Source organism: Streptomyces sp. R818, from assembly GCF_056172735.1.
Window position 1 is genome coordinate 79,546 of record NZ_JAOCNE010000014.1, and the last position, 14,469, is coordinate 94,014.

General features: G+C 72.7%; 11 protein-coding genes. 6 read left to right on the forward strand and 5 right to left on the reverse strand.

The window, feature by feature from the left end:
- Positions 1-1,833, forward strand: a complete 1,833-nt coding sequence (locus N5I75_RS31900; protein WP_476683306.1) for an AMP-dependent synthetase/ligase — start codon at positions 1-3, stop codon at positions 1,831-1,833.
- A 73-nt stretch (positions 1,834-1,906) separates the two neighbouring features.
- Here N5I75_RS31900 and N5I75_RS31905 read toward each other — a convergent pair whose 3' ends face one another.
- Positions 1,907-3,046: an acyl-CoA dehydrogenase family protein gene (locus tag N5I75_RS31905; protein WP_476683308.1), complete on the reverse strand. Its 1,140-nt coding sequence runs from the start codon at positions 3,044-3,046 to the stop codon at positions 1,907-1,909.
- Positions 3,047-3,174: 128 nt separating this feature from the next.
- Here N5I75_RS31905 and N5I75_RS31910 point away from each other — a divergent pair, with 128 nt between their 5' ends.
- On the forward strand, positions 3,175-3,801 hold the full coding sequence (locus N5I75_RS31910; protein ID WP_476683310.1) for a TetR/AcrR family transcriptional regulator: 627 nt from the start codon (positions 3,175-3,177) through the stop codon (positions 3,799-3,801).
- A 39-nt stretch (positions 3,802-3,840) separates the two neighbouring features.
- Here the strand turns inward: N5I75_RS31910 and N5I75_RS31915 are convergent, their stop codons facing one another.
- Positions 3,841-5,337 (reverse strand): aldehyde dehydrogenase family protein, encoded by a 1,497-nt coding sequence (locus N5I75_RS31915; RefSeq protein WP_476683312.1) that lies wholly within the window; start codon positions 5,335-5,337, stop codon positions 3,841-3,843.
- Positions 5,334-6,221: an oxygenase MpaB family protein gene (locus N5I75_RS31920; RefSeq protein WP_476683314.1), complete on the reverse strand. Its 888-nt coding sequence runs from the start codon at positions 6,219-6,221 to the stop codon at positions 5,334-5,336. The genes N5I75_RS31915 and N5I75_RS31920 overlap by 4 nt, the downstream gene beginning before the upstream one ends.
- Positions 6,222-6,466: 245 nt before the next feature.
- On the opposite strand from N5I75_RS31920, the gene N5I75_RS31925 reads away from it, so the two are divergent.
- The 4 genes from N5I75_RS31925 to N5I75_RS31940 all read left to right on the forward strand — a co-directional run bounded on the left by N5I75_RS31925 (position 6,467) and on the right by N5I75_RS31940 (position 11,191).
- Positions 6,467-8,116: a PP2C family protein-serine/threonine phosphatase gene (locus N5I75_RS31925; RefSeq protein WP_476683317.1), complete on the forward strand. Its 1,650-nt coding sequence runs from the start codon at positions 6,467-6,469 to the stop codon at positions 8,114-8,116.
- A 91-nt stretch (positions 8,117-8,207) separates the two neighbouring features.
- On the forward strand, positions 8,208-9,332 hold the full coding sequence (locus tag N5I75_RS31930) for a cobalamin B12-binding domain-containing protein (protein ID WP_476683319.1): 1,125 nt from the start codon (positions 8,208-8,210) through the stop codon (positions 9,330-9,332).
- Between the two features lie 104 nt (positions 9,333-9,436).
- Positions 9,437-10,324, forward strand: a complete 888-nt coding sequence (locus tag N5I75_RS31935; RefSeq protein WP_476683322.1) for a glycoside hydrolase family 19 protein — start codon at positions 9,437-9,439, stop codon at positions 10,322-10,324.
- 75 nt (positions 10,325-10,399) lie between these two features.
- Complete coding sequence (locus N5I75_RS31940; protein ID WP_476683326.1) at positions 10,400-11,191, forward strand: SDR family NAD(P)-dependent oxidoreductase; 792 nt, start codon at positions 10,400-10,402, stop codon at positions 11,189-11,191.
- 155 nt (positions 11,192-11,346) lie between these two features.
- Here N5I75_RS31940 and N5I75_RS31945 read toward each other — a convergent pair whose 3' ends face one another.
- Entirely contained in the window at positions 11,347-13,281 is a 1,935-nt protein-coding gene (locus N5I75_RS31945) for an ArnT family glycosyltransferase (protein WP_476683329.1), read from the reverse strand.
- Positions 13,282-13,397: 116 nt separating this feature from the next.
- The gene (locus N5I75_RS31950; RefSeq protein ID WP_476683331.1) at positions 13,398-14,468 is read right to left on the reverse strand and encodes an NlpC/P60 family protein; all 1,071 of its coding nucleotides are present in this window, start codon (positions 14,466-14,468) and stop codon (positions 13,398-13,400) included.
- Position 14,469 lies beyond the last annotated feature (1 nt).

A 14,469-nucleotide genomic window follows, 5' to 3' on the forward strand; every position in this document is an offset into this window, starting at 1 on the left:
ATGACGTCAGCACCCCGCACCACCGGCGACCTGCCCGGCGACCCGGCCGGGCGGACCCTGCCGCAGCTGCTGGCCCGCAACGCGGCCTCGTACCCCGAACTCCCGGCCCTGTCCTGGCAGTCGGCGGACGGGGACGGCGAATGGGCGACTCTCACCTGGGCGGAGGCGGACGAGCACACCCGCCGTCTTGCCGCCGGATACCGGGCCCTCGGGGTCGGCGGCGGCGACCACGTGCTCCTGATGATGGCGAACCGGCCCGAACACTGGCTCTCCGACCTCGCCCTCGTCCGCCTCGGCGCCGTCCCGGTCAGCGTCTACGGCACCGCCGCGCCCGAGCAGATCACGCACATCGCCCGCAACTGCCGTGCCCGCCTCGCCGTCGTGGAGGGCGCGGCCCAGGTCGCTGTGTGGGAACCGCTGCTCACCGACGCCGGCACACCGCTGGAGGACCTCGTCGTGGTCGAGGCGGGAGCGGAGGGCGGCCACCACCCGTACGCGGCGCTGCTGAGCGCACAGGCGCCGGACGAGTTCGCCAAGGAGCTGGACACCGCGCGCCCCGGGGACCCGCTGACCGTCGTCTACACCTCCGGCACGACCGGCGAGCCCAAGGGCGTCGTGCTCACCCATCGCGAGGTGCTCGCCAACGCCCTGGCGCTCGACGCCGTGGTGGAGCTGCCGCCGCACGTCGAGCACATTTGTTACCTGCCGTTCGCGCACATCGCCGAGCGGATGCTGGGCCTCTACCTGCCCTGCCACCGCGCCTCGCACGTGTACCTCTGCGCCGATCCCACGCGCGTGGGCGAGGTGGTGCGCAAGGTGCGCCCCGCGCAGTTCTTCGGCGTACCGAGGATCTGGGAGAAGCTCTGCGCCGCCGTACGCGGTGTCCTTTCGCTGATGCCCGCCGAGCAACAGGGCGTCATCGAGGCGGCGTTCGAGGTGGCCCGCGAGCACGTCGCGCACCGCGAGCGGGGTGAGACGCCGCCCGCCGCACTGGAGGAGCGCTACCTCCGAGCGCGGAGGGACGTGCTGCTGCCGCTCCTGGTCGCGGGCGGCCTGGACCGGGTGACGTGGGCGGCGAGCGCGTCGGCGCCGATGCCGGTCGACGTGGTCAGGTTCTGGGCGGGGTTCGGCATCGTCGTCATGGACGCCTGGGGGCTGACCGAGACGACCGGCGTGGCCACCAGCAACAGCCCGAAGACGGGCTTCCGGATCGGCTCGGTGGGGCGGCCGGTGGAATCCGTGGAGATCCGCGTCGCCGAGGACGGCGAGATCCTGGTCCGGGGCACGTCCGTCTTCACCGGCTATCTGCAGCCCGACGGTTCGGTGCGCTCCGCGCTCGACGCCGACGGCTGGCTGCCGACGGGCGACATCGGCCGCGTCGACGAGGACGGCTACCTCTGGCTCACCGACCGCAAGAAGGAGATGATCATCACCTCCACCGGCAAGAACGTCTCACCCGCCCTGGTGGAGAACGCGCTGAAGGAGCACCCCCTGATCGGCCAGGCGATGGTGCACGGCGACCACCGCTCCTACCTGGTCGCCCTGTTGGTGCTCGACGCGGAGGCGGCCCCCGCCTGGGCCGCCGCGCACGGCGTGCGGACCGACGACGGACCGGCCGGACTCGTCCGGCACCCGGAGATCCGGGCCGAGGTCGACCGCGCGGTCGCCGCCGCCAACACCCGCCTCAACCGCACCGAACAGGTCAAACGCTACGAGCTGCTCGCCGAGGAGTGGGGCCCGGCGACCGGCGAACTGACACCGTCCCTGAAGATGCGGCGGCGCGTCATCCGGGACAAGTACGCCGAGGAACTGTCGGGCCTGTACGAGGGCTGAATCGCCCGGCGCGGAGACCGGCGCCGCCCCGCCCGCTCGTCGGGGGAGGGCGGCGCCGGCTTTCGCGGGCCCGTCAGAGGCCGTAGGTCTTGCCGATGACGTCCCGCTGGATCTCGCTCGTCCCGCCGTAGACCGTCGAGACGACCGCCGCCCGCAGATGGCGCTCCATGTCGAACTCGGTGGTGTAGCCGTAGCCGCCCATCATCTGCATGCCCTCCAGGGCGGCCCGCTTGGCGAGCTCGGTGGCCTTCAGCTTGGCCATCGACGCCTCGCGCGGGAACAGCGTGTCCGGCCGCGCGTCGCAGTCGAGGGCCACCTCGCGCACGAGCAGCCGGGTGCACTCGATCTCCGTGGCGAGGTCGGCGATGCGGTGCCGCAGCGCCTGGAAGGAACCGACCGGCCGCCCGAACTGCTCGCGTCCGCGCACATAGGTGACGGCGTCGTCGAAGGCGCGGCGCGCCAGGCCCAGCATGTTCGCGGCCAGGAAGAGCCGTTCGTGGTTGAGCCCTGCCATCAACTGCCGCCAGCCGTCGTCCACTGCGCCGACGACCGCGTCGGCGGGCAGCCGTACGCCGTCGAGGAAGACGTCGTTGACCTCCCGGCCGCGCATCGTCCCGATGCCCCGCACCTGCACGCCCGGGGTGTCGGCCGGCAGGTGGAACATGGTCAGACCGCCGTGCTTGTCCTCGCCGGTGCGGGCCACGAGCAGGATGTTCCTCGCCAGGTGCGCGTTGGAGATCCAGGTCTTCTGGCCGTCGATCAGCCAGGTGCCGTCGGCCTGCCGCCGGGCGCGGCAGCGCAGCGCCCCGACGTCCGACCCGGCCTCCGGCTCCGACATGGCGATGGCCAGGACATCGCCCCGCGCGGCGCCCGGCAGCACCTCCTGCCGCTGCCGCGCGGTGCCGAACCGCTCGTACGCCTTCGCGGTGATGACCGTGGTGATGAAGCCGCCGCAGGGGACCATGCCGTACGAGGTCTCCTCCAGGAACAGGCAGGCGTCGGCGAGGCCGCCGCCGGAGCCGTCGTACTCCTCGGGGAGGCACACGCCGAGCCAGCCCAGGTCGGCGAGTTTCCGGTACACCTCCGGGTGGTGGGCCTCGTGGCCGCCCGCCGACAGGGCGTCGCGCTGCTCGCGGGTGCCGCACTCGCGCTTGGCGAAATCACGGACGGCCGCGACGAACGCGGCCTGTTCCTGGTTGAGTCGACTGCCCATCAGGACCTCCGGGTCGGTGGGAGCGCGGTGGGGAACAGCGGGCACCGCCTCGCTTGCCGCGTTACAAAGATATGCTAGATGTAACAACGGATCTGGGGGAGTGGTTCGCCGGTATCGTGAGGGGCACCATGAGAACTGACACGAACGACGCATGGCTCGCCCGCGCCCTGGACCGCCCGGAGCCCGAGGACCACACGGCGCGGCGCATCCTCGACGCGGCCCTCGAGCAGTTCACGCTGCTCGGCCTGCGCCGCTCCTCCGTGGACGACGTCGCCAAGCGGGCGAAGGTCTCCCGGGTCACCGTCTACCGGCGCTTCCAGAACAAGGACACGCTGGTCGAAGAGGTCCTGCTGCGCGAACTCGGCCGGTTCTTCCAGCGCCTCGACGCCGCGGTCGCCGAACTGCCGGACATGCGGGCGCGGGTCGTCGAGGGCTTCGTGGCCGCCCTGCGCCACACCCGTGCCCACCCCCTCTTCGGCGGCCTCCTGCGCGTCGAGCCCGAACTGGTGCTGCCCTTCTTCACCGTGCAGGGCGGCCCGTCCCTCTCCGTCACCGTCGAGTACCTGACGGACCGTCTGCGCCGCGCGCAGCAGGCGGAGGGCCGCCCGGAGGACGATCTGCGCCCCGTCGCCGAGCTGATGGTGCGGGTCGCCGTGTCCTTCCTGCTCAACCCGGTCAGCTGCATCGAGCTGGAGGACGAGGACCAGGCGCGCGCCTTCGCCCGCCGCTACCTGGCCCCGCTCCTCGACGCCTGACGCCTGACGCCTGACGCCTGACGCCTGACGCCCCGGACCTCAGCGGCGCCGGTGCAGCGCCCGCGCGAGCCGTATCGCGCGCTCCCGTGTGGCCGCCGGCACGTCGAAGGAGGTCAGCGCGATCGGCGGGGCGAACCGCTGCACCGTCGTGGACTGCACGGAGGTGAAGGCGCGCAGCCCCTCCGCCCCGTGGATCCGCCCGAACCCGGAGTCGCCGGATCCGCCGAACGGCAGGGCGGGCACCGCCGCGAACCCGAGCACCGAGTTGACCGAGACCGCGCCCGCGCGCAGTCGCGCCGCGACGGCCGCACCGGCGCGCCCGCCGCGGGAGAACACGGCGGCCCCGAGCGCGTACCGGGACGCGTTGGCGCGTTCGACCGCCTCGTCCACGTCGCGCACCGCGTTGATCGCGACGACCGGTCCGAAGGTCTCCTCCGTCATCACCGCCGCGCTCTCGGGGACGTCGGCCAGGACCACGGGCGTCGCGTACGGGGCGTGCACGGACTCGGGCCCGCCGAGGAGCGCCCGCGCGCCCGCGTCGAGCGCGCCGGAGACGTGCCGTTCGACGACCGCCAGTTGCGCGGGCAGCGTCATCGGTCCGTAGGCGGCGTCCGCCTCGGCGCCCGGGTGGACCGCGCGGGCCCGCTCGGCGACCTTCTCGCACAGCGCCGCGTGGACGTCCCGCACGGCGTAGACGCGCTCCACGCCCGCGCAGGTCTGTCCCGCGTTGCTCAACGCGCCCCACACGATCGCGTCGGCGGCCGCGTCCAGGTCGGCGTCCCCGGTGACGATCACCGCGTCCTTGCCGCCGCACTCGGCGAGGAACGGGGTCAGCGTCTCGGCGCACACCGCCATCACCTTGCGGGCCGTCCCGGGCGACCCGGTGAACGCCAGTTTGTCGACACCGGACCTGGCCAGCGCGTCGCCGGTGCCGGCCGCGCCGGTGACGGTGGTGAGCAGCCCCGCGTGCGCGGGCACGGCGGCGTCGAAGAGATCCGCGAGCAGGACGCCGGTGCCCGGCGTCAGCTCGGACGGCTTGAAGACGACGGCGTTCCCGGCGGCCAGGGCGTACCCGATGGACCCCATCGGCGTGTACAGCGGGTAGTTCCAGGGCCCGATGACCCCGACCACGCCGACCGGCCGGTGCACGAGCGAGGCCCGCTGGTGGACGGTGAAGAGCCCGGTGCCCACGCTCCGCCTGCGCAGGACGCGTCCGGCGTTGCGGGCGGCCCAGCTCAGGTGCTCAAGGGTGAGGACGACCTCGAGCGCGGCGTCCCCGGCGGGTTTCCCGGTCTCCTCGGCGATGGCCCGGGCCACGTCGTCCAGGCGATGCGCCAGCGCCTTCTTCCACCGCAGCAGGTGGTCGCGGCGGCGCGCGGCGGGCAGCGCCGCCCAGCCGCTCTGCGCGACCCGGGCGCGGGACACGGCACGGGACACCTCCTCGGGCCCGTGCGCGGGGTGCTCGGCGAGCGGCTTCCCGGTCGAGGGGGAGTAGGTGAGGAAGGTCCCGGCCGCGGTCTCTGCGGTGTCGGTCATCGGGTCTCCTGGGGGTCGGGGTGAGGCGGAGCGGCGGGCCGGGAGTGCGCCCAGTGCGGACCGAGATCGTCCAGCGTCCAGCCGAAGGGGTACGTACGGGCTCTGGGCCGGCGCGGGAAGCGCTCGGGCCGGCCGGGCAGCAGGCGGATGACCGCGGCCCTGGCCCGCAGCCCGCGCTTCGTGGCTTCTCGCAGCCACCGCGGTTCGGGCCGGAAGCCGAGCGCCGCCAGCAGCGGTTCGTCCAGGACGGCGAGCGCGATCCGGGACGCGATCCCGCGCACCGGGGCCGGGTACCAGGAGGCCATGATCCGCAACGTGGCGGCGGCGACCCTGCGGTTGGCCGGGTCGTAGGCGAACTCCGCCCGCTCGTACTCGTCGTGGAGCTTCTCGAACGCGGCGTAGGTGCCGGGTACGCCGGAGATCCCCATCATCTCGCCCATCCGCCGCCCGACGAGCGCCAGGCTCTCGGTCTCCTGCGGGGCGAGCCGCCGCCACCCGTACGCATCGATCCACCGCTTGGGCCCGACGACGGTGGTGGCCAGGACGTAGAGGAAGTCCTCGTTGGCTATCCGGTACCGCCCGTGGATGCGGTTCAGTCGCTCGGCCGCGGCCCGCCCGCGCTCCGACTCCGTCCCGTCGCGCACCATCTCGTACATGATCAGAACCGTGTCGTCGTAGCGCTTCTGTCCGGCCCGCTCGAACTCCTGCGTGCGGTCGAGGAGTCGGGAGATCCGCGGGACGCCGTAGTCCCGCAGGAACGCGATCGACGTGCCGTGGAGGTAGTCGCGGGGGAACTCGTACTGCGTGATCCACCGGTAGATCTGCTCGAAGTCCCGCTGCGGATCCATGCGTCGGATGCGGCGGAGGCGGCTGTGACGGCCCATGCGCGGTCCCTTCGGGGGGAGGCGCGACCCAAGTGAGTCGATGTTACTGAAGCTATTGACTTGTTTCATCGGGCGTCAAGAGGCCCGCCCGGAGCGAGCGCTCGGGCGGATTATGCAGCAGACGGGGCAAAGATGCCTGAGTATCGCAAAGCGCAGTCACTCGTCATATGCCATCGGTAACGTGTGCGCTGCTTGCCGTCGAGTAGATGGGGTGGTGGGGATCCGCGCCAGTGGGATCCATATCGATGGTGTCCTTGCCGAAGCAGGAAAGTGCTCGTGGTCTAGGACCTGATACGCGGAACCCGGAGCCGTACCCGGTGGTGACAGCGGACGCGGAGGGCACCGTGCTGTCCTGCAACGAGCAGGCCCGTGCGCTGCTGACGCGGCTCGGTCCCGGTGTCGCGCTGGACGACGTCGCGCCCGCCTGGCTGGCCGAGGCCCATCGCGACCGGGTCAGCGGAGAGGAGGAGCGTGAGGGTGAGGAGGGGACGGCCTGGGCGAGTGGCCGGATCGGCGGTCGCCGTGTGACGGCGCTGGCCGGGCCGGGCACGGACGGCGCGGTGACCTGGTGGCTGGTCGGCGACGGCGCTCCGGCGCGCGCCGCACGGGAGTTGACGCGCGAACGGGCGAGAGAGGGTCTGCTGCAGGAACTCTCCTCCGAGCTGCTCGCCTCGCTCGACGTCGAGGACTGCACGGCGATGATCGTGCGACGGGCGGCCCGGCACCTGGCCGACGCGGCGGTCGTCGTCGGGCCCGGCGGCAGAGACGGCTTCCCGGTGACGCGGTGCTCCGCCGGCGCAGCGGTGGAGTGCTCCGCCGGCGGAGCGGTGGAGCAGGAGCGGATTCCCCTCGACCCCGCGCAACTGCCGGGTCTGGCCGAGGCGTTGCAGGGGATGCCCGCGGTCGCCTCACCCTGGATCGACCCGCATCAAGTACCGTCCTGGGCCCTGCCCGAGGGCTTCGTGGGCGACGCGGGCGAGCTGGGTTCGGTCATCGTGCTGCCGTTGCCGGGACACGGTGCGCCGGCCGGATGCCTCGTCCTGCTGCGCCACCGCGCGGAGGCCGCGTTCACCTCCGCCGAGGAGTCCTTCGCCCAGCTCTTCGCCGCACGCGCGGGTGCCGCCCTGTCCGTGGCCCGCAGCCACGCCCGCCAGGCGCACACCACCGAGGTGCTGACACGCGACCTGCTGCCGCCCGCACTCGGCCGGGTGCACGGCATCACCTTCTCCGGCCACTACCGCGCCTCGGTGGCGGGCGAACGCGTCGGCGGCGACTTCTACGACGTCCACCCCGGCCGCACACCGGAGGACGAGACCGTCGCGGTGCTCGGCGACGTGTGCGGCAAGGGGCTCGAAGCCGCGGTCACGGGCGGGCGGATCCGCAGCGCGCTCGAGGCGCTGGTCCCGTTCGCCGCCGACCACACCCGCCTGCTCACCCTCCTCAACAGCGCGCTCCTGGCCTCCCACCGGACCCCCTTCGTGACCCTGGTCCTGGTCACCGCCGTGTGCCGGGGCGCGCAGGTGCGCCTGCGGGTCTCCAGCGCGGGCCATCCCGCCCCGTTCGTCGTGCGCGCCACCGGAGAGGTGGTGGAGGTTCCGGCCCGAGGCACGCTGCTCGGCGCGGTCCCCGACCTCGACTGCGCGACCGCCGAAGTCGTCCTGCGGCCGGGCGAGACCTGCCTGCTGTACTCCGACGGGATCACCGAGGCGCGCGGCGGGCCGCTGGGCGACGTGATGTTCGGTGAGGAGAGACTGCGCGCCGTGCTGGCCCAGTGCGCCGGAATGCCCGCCGAGGCGGTCGCCGAACGCGTGCAGATGATCGCCGCCCAATGGGTGGGGGAGGGTCCGCACGACGACATGGCCGTCCTGGCGATCGGCGCGCCTCGCCAACCGTGAACGAAGCGGCCGTGAACGAACCGGCCGTGAACGAAGCGGCCGTGTGCCGTGTACGAACCGACCATGAACCAGCACGGAGAAGGTGGAACGCGTGAGTGTTCTCAAGGACCCCCGCTCCCTCGACGAGCCGCGGGAGCGGCTGTGGCAGGCGCTCGGCGAAGGTGATGAGCGGCGGGCTGTCGCCGTCGTGCGTGGCGCGCTCGGCACGGTCGGCGCGGTCGAGCCCGGGCGGAGGAGCGGCGGGCATCCGTCGGCAGCCGAACGGAAGCGTGCCGCCGGTGAGCGGGTCCTGCTCGACATGATCGCGCCGAGCCAGGAGCGGGTCGGGCGGGCCTGGGCCGCCGCCGACTTCACCGTGGCGCAGGAACACGCCGCGACGGTGATCAGTGAGCGGTGCGTCGCCGTGGTCGCCGACACCACCGCTCCCGCCCTCACCGGCCCGTACGTGGGCCGGGTCCTGGTGTCGTGCGTCGAAGGGGAGTGGCACGGCCTGCCCGCCCGTCTGGTCAGCGAGGTGCTGCGGCTGCGGGGCTGGCGGGTCGACCACCTCGGGGCGCACGTCCCCACCGAGCACCTCGTCGCCCACGCGCGCCGCACCGGGGCGCAGGCGGTGCTGCTGTCCTCGTCCATCCCGACGCTCCTGCCCGGCGCCCACAACGCGATCAGCTCATGCCAGGGGGCCGGGTTCCCGGTGGTCGCCGGAGGAGCCGCGTTCGGTCCGCGGGGCCGCTACGCCCGGCTCATGCGGGCCGACTGGGCGGCGGACGCGCCCGGCGCCGCCGAGTTGCTCGCCCGGCATCTGACGCCGCCCGGCACGGAGGCGGCCCGTCCGCCCGCGCTGGACCTGCCGCACCTGGGCGACCAGGAGTACACCATGGTCCGGCGGACCAAGCCGCGGTTGGTCGAACAGGCCCTCGCGGACGTCGAGGCGGGGTTCCCCGAGATGCGCCGGTACACCGCCTCCCAGCGCGAACGCACCGTCGAGGACATCGACTTCGTCGTCAGCTACCTCGCCACCGCCCTCTACGTCGACGACCCGGGCCTGTTCACGCGGTTCATCACATGGACCGCGGACATTCTGGCGGCCCGCGACGTCCCGCCCCGGTGCCTGCTCCCGGCCCTGGACTCGCTGCTGAGGCAGCTCACGGACTTCCCCCGCGTGGTCGGCATCCTCACCGCGGCCCGGGGCCTCCTCGCGGCCCCGCCGCCCGCCTGATCGCACCGAGTCCTGGTCCAGACCTTGACAGGTCCAGACCAATTCGCTTGAGTCTGTCCTGGCCCCACTCAGCTCCACTCACCCCCCTCTCAAGGAGTGGTCTCGTGTCCGGACAACGGTTCCTCGCCCTGCTCTCCGCGCTCGTGACGGCGATCGGCCTCGCGGTACTCGTCCCGCTGGCCTCCACCGCCTCCGCCGCCACCTGCGCCACCGCCTGGAGTGCGTCCTCGGTCTACACCGGTGGCATGACCGCGTCGTACAACAGCCACAACTGGCAGGCCAAGTGGTGGACGCAAGGGGAGACCCCGGGCGCCGCCGACGTGTGGACCGACCAGGGCGCCTGCGGCGGCGGCACGACCCCGCCGGGCAACGGCTCCTTCGTCGTGAGCGAGGCGCAGTTCAACCAGATGTTCCCGGGCCGGAACTCGTTCTACACCTACAGCGGCCTGACCGCGGCGCTCAGCGCCTACCCCGGCTTCGCCAAGACCGGCAGCGACACGGTGCAGAAGCAGGAGGCCGCCGCCTTCCTCGCCAACGTCGGCCACGAGACCGGCGGCCTCGTGTACGTCGTCGAGCAGAACACCGCCAACTACCCGCACTACTGCGACACGAGCAAGTCCTACGGCTGCCCGGCGGGCCAGGCCGCCTACTACGGCCGCGGCCCCATCCAGCTGAGCTGGAACTACAACTACAAGGCCGCGGGCGACGCGCTCGGCATCAACCTGCTGAACAACCCGAACCTCGTGCAGACCGACTCGGCGGTCGCCTGGAAGACCGGCCTCTGGTACTGGAACACCCAGACCGGCCCCGGCACGATGACGCCGCACAACGCGATGGTCAACGGCTCCGGGTTCGGTGAGACCATCCGCAGCATCAACGGCAGCATCGAGTGCAACGGCGGCAACCCCGGCCAGGTCCAGAGCCGGATCAGCTCCTACCAGAAGTTCGCCGCGATCCTCGGCGTACCGACGGGCGGAAACCTGAGCTGCTGAACGAGCGGTGCGGGCACCGCCCCGGGGGAGAAATTGGCCCGGGGCGGTGCCCGCCCGGATGCTTTACTCGGACCCATGACCGATCGAATACAACAGAGCGCCGAAGCCGGGCAGTTGGCGGGCCGGACCGTCATGATCACGGGGGCGTCCAGCGGCATCGGTGAGGCCGCCGCGCGGCTGTTCGTCGCCGAGGGCGCGGCCGTCGTCCTGATGGCCCGCCGTGCGGACCGCCTCGCCCAACTCGTCGCGGAGATCGAGAAGTCCGGCGGACGGGCCGCGGCGAGCGCGGGTGACGTGGCGCGGCCCGAGGACGTCGAGCGAGCCGTCACCACGGCGGTGCAGCGCTTCGGCGGACTCGACGCGGCGTTCAACAACGCCGGTTACCCCGGCAGCGTCATCGGCCCGCTGCACGAGCAGCCGCAGGACGACTTCGACCGCATCATGGACGTCAACGTGCGGGGCACCTGGAACTGCCTGCGCCACCAGATCCCCGTCATGCTGACCGCCGGCCGGGGCGCGATCGTCAACACGGCCAGCTCGGCCGGGCTCATCGCCACCGGTGCGCCGGCCCCCTACGTGGCGGCCAAGCACGCCGTCCTGGGCCTGACGAAGGCGGCCGCCGCCGAGTACGGGGCCCAGGGCATCCGCGTCAACTCCCTGGTCGTGGGCACGACCCGGACGGAGATGATCAGCTCCGTCGTCGAGGGCAAACCGGAGCTGGAGGAGGCGTTCGTCGCCCGGCAGATCCAGAAGCGCATGGCCGAGCCGCGCGAGGTCGCGGAGGCCGCACTCTGGCTCCTCAGCGACCGCGCCTCCTTCGCCACCGGCAGCCACGTCGCGGTGGACGGCGGAATCCTGGCGATCTGAGGCGCGACCGCTGAGCCGGTCCCCGCTGTGCCGGGTCCCCGACGAGACGTGTCCTGTACCCGTTCGGACGCCCCGTCCTCTGCTGCGGGGTCTGTCCGAAAGGGGTCACCGAGAGCGGTGGAAAGGGCCGTGGATCCGACCGGCCGGGCGTTGCCTCACCTCGGGGACGCGCAGTCGTAGAGGGTGAAGCTGCCGTCGGTGCGGACCCCGTAGGCGGTGGGCCGGACACGGGAGCAGTGGGACTTCACCCAGGTGGTGGCGGGCGTGGTGGCGCGCCGGGAGGTGAGCATCGCGTAACGCAGTTGGTGGGTGGAGACGAGTTCGCCGAGCTGCTGCGCGGTCGGGAAAGGGGTGAGGCCGGTGAAGCCGCCCATGACGAGGACGGGTTCGGACTGGGCGCGCAGCAGGGGCGCGGCGGTGTAGGCGGCCTGGGTGGCCAGCAGGTACTTCTCGCCGTGACGGTGCGCGGTGAGGTAGTCGAGCAGGGCGGTGTCGCGGGGGCTGGGCCGGTCGAGCCCTTTCCTGCGCGGAGCGCGATGGGGGTGCTGGGCGTACGACTTGCCGACCGGACCGGCCATCGGCGAGGTGGCGGCGCCCGCGTAGAGCGGGTCGAGGCTGGAGACGGCCCAGCCCGCCGGTACGACCAGGAGGGCCGCGACCCCGGCGGCGAGGGCGGCTTGGATCCTCCGTGGGGAGGTGCGCGGTCCGCGGCTGCACAGGCCCACCACGCCGCACACCGCGAGCATCACGGCGACCGGCAGCAGCCAGGGGAGGAACCGGGTCGGCCAGTCAAGGACCAGCGCCCACGCCGCCGTCAGCGCGATCACCGCCGGCAGCACCAGGTGGCGCCGGCCCACCGCGGTGTGCTGCGCCTGCTGCTCCGTGTCGTACCTCGCCTCGTACTCCGACCGGAAGAGCGCGAGCCCGCCACCGGTCAGCGCGGCGATCGCCGGGGCGATGACGGCCGTGTAGTAGGCGTGGTTGCCGTTGGAGACGCTGAACACCACGATGTGCACGCCCAGCCAGCCACCCCACAGCAGGAACCCCGCGCGCGACAGGTCGGTCCGCGGTTGTCCGGCGCGCCGCATGACGCCCAGGACCGCGGCGGTCACTGCGAGCGGCAGCAACCAGGCGACCTGCGGTCCGATCGTATGATTGATGATCATGTCCCAGCCGGTGTTGCCGCTGGTGCGGCTCGCGGCGGTGCCCGGGACGGCGCCGAACGCGGTGGGATCGCTGCCGAACCGGCTCAGGCCGTTGTAGCCGAAGACCAGGGCGAACGGATCGTTGCCGGACGTTCCGTCGAAGTACGGGTGGTCGGCCGCCGGGGTCACCCAGGCGATCAGCATCCAGGAGCAGGAGACCGCGGCCGCGACCGCACCGGCCAGCAGGACGCGCACCGCCCGCTTCGACGCCGTGCCGGGCGCGACGACTTGGTACACGACGGCGAAGACCGGCAGCACCACCCACGCCTGCAGCATCTTCGCCTGGAAGGCGAGACCCACCCAGACCCCGCAGGTGATCAGTGGCAGCAGCCGCTCGGTGCGCACCGCCTTCTGGAGCGCACCGGCGGCCGCCACCAGGAGCAGAGTGAGCGCGGTGTCCGGAATGGTGGCGCGGTTGAGAGCCACGGTGACCGGAGTGAGGGTGAGCGCCAGCGCGGCGATCAGGGCGGCGAACGGACCGGCCCAGGCCCGCACGATCCGGTGCAGCAGCCATACGGTGAGCACGCCCTCGACGACCTGCGGAAGCGCCGCCGCCCAGGTGTGCGGGCCGAATATCCAGACGGAGACGGCGTCGGGCCAGAAGGCGCCGGGCAGCTTGTCGAGGCTGATCGAACCGGAGGAGTCGAGCCCACCGAAGAAGAACGCTCGCGGGCTGCCCGCCATCGAGCGTATCGCCGCGCCGTAGAAGGGGTGGAGCGCGGCATGCCCCATGCCCCAGGAGTACAGCGCCGTGGCGACGGCCAGTACCGCGGCGAGCGCCGGGCGCTCCCAGCGCGGGGCGTCCACCGGGCGTCCGGGGCGGTGGGCCGCCGCCCGACGGCCGCGCCGGGCTCCGGTGGGCTGGACGGCGGGTATGGCGGTCATGGCAGTGGTCCTCGGTCAGCGGGTCGGGTCGGTTGAGGTGGTGGCATCACAGGTGCCGTCGGGTCACACGCGCGGTCGGGGCACCGCGGCGGCGGCGTCGGACGAACGCGCCGGAGTCACAGGCGGCGCGCCGCCCGGAACCCGCGGGCGTAGAAGTCGGTGCCGTCGAGCAGTGAGTGGCCCGACAGGTCACCCAGGGTCGGACCGTTGGCGGCGGAGCGACTGGAGTAGAAGCGGTGCCGGCCCTGGTCGTCCAGGCCCATGTAGATGCCGCAGTGGTCGATGAAGTCGGGGCGGTCCTTGATGATGGCGAAGAAGACCAGGTCACCTGGTTGCAGGACACCGAGGTCGGTGGCCTGTTCCCGTCCTGTGTGGGGAATCACCAGACGGCCGGGGCCATGGGCGGCGATGGCGAAGGCGCGGCGCGGCAGGCCGGCGCCCCGGGTGTTGGTGTTGTGCAGGGGGATGCCCATGCGGTAGCCCCACACCAGACGCTGGAAGCCGGAGCAGTCGACGCAGCCGTAGCGTGCCTTCTCCGGCTGCACACGTGTGCCGTCCGGGAAGGTCCACGCCGTTCCCAGATAGTCGTAGAAGTCGGATTTCTCGTCGTGGTAGGCGAAGTCCAGCGGGTTGTCGACCTCGGCATTGCGCGGGCCGAAGTGCGCGGTGCCGGCCATACGCAGGCCGTCGGCGTTGCGCTTGGCGGGCGCTCCGGCGCTGCTGTACTGGAACGCCACGGCGAAGACGTCCGGGCTGCTGTCGCCGAGTGCCTTGCGGAACCAGCTCTTGAACCAGGCGGACTTCTCCGTGCCCCGCTGCCACGCGTGCGGCAGCACCCGGACCCAGGCGTCGGTGGTCACCGTGGCCTCGGTGGTGCGCGGCTCGCTGAAGGTGCGGCTGGGGCCGGTGAGTACGGCGGTACGGGCGCCGTCGGTGAACGTGGCGAGCGTGCCGCCGTCGCCGGCGCGGACCACGGTGCGGCCGGGGGCGGACAGCCGCTCGAAGGTGCGGGTCCCGGCGGACCCGGCGCTCGGGCCGGAGTTCGCGCCTGCCGAACCGTCGCTGTCGGGCCCGAGGCGTTCCCAGGCATATCCGCCCGCCGCTCCGGCGGCCGCCACGCCCGCGATCGTCCGGATGACGGTACGGCGAGTGGGGCCGGTTCGCCTGCCGTCTGGTGCGGAATGCATG

Excerpts from the sequence above, each read along its gene's own strand:
- N5I75_RS31900 (WP_476683306.1), top strand. The coding sequence starts at position 1 with ATGACGTCAGCACCCCGCACCACCGGCGACCTGCCCGGCGACCCGGCC.
- N5I75_RS31905 (WP_476683308.1), bottom strand. The coding sequence starts at position 3,046 with ATGGGCAGTCGACTCAACCAGGAACAGGCCGCGTTCGTCGCGGCCGTC.
- N5I75_RS31910 (WP_476683310.1), top strand. The coding sequence starts at position 3,175 with ATGAGAACTGACACGAACGACGCATGGCTCGCCCGCGCCCTGGACCGC.
- N5I75_RS31915 (WP_476683312.1), bottom strand. The coding sequence starts at position 5,337 with ATGACCGACACCGCAGAGACCGCGGCCGGGACCTTCCTCACCTACTCC.
- N5I75_RS31920 (WP_476683314.1), bottom strand. The coding sequence starts at position 6,221 with ATGGGCCGTCACAGCCGCCTCCGCCGCATCCGACGCATGGATCCGCAG.
- N5I75_RS31925 (WP_476683317.1), top strand. The coding sequence starts at position 6,467 with ATGGTGTCCTTGCCGAAGCAGGAAAGTGCTCGTGGTCTAGGACCTGAT.
- N5I75_RS31940 (WP_476683326.1), top strand. The coding sequence starts at position 10,400 with ATGACCGATCGAATACAACAGAGCGCCGAAGCCGGGCAGTTGGCGGGC.
- N5I75_RS31945 (WP_476683329.1), bottom strand. The coding sequence starts at position 13,281 with ATGACCGCCATACCCGCCGTCCAGCCCACCGGAGCCCGGCGCGGCCGT.
- N5I75_RS31950 (WP_476683331.1), bottom strand. The coding sequence starts at position 14,468 with ATGCATTCCGCACCAGACGGCAGGCGAACCGGCCCCACTCGCCGTACC.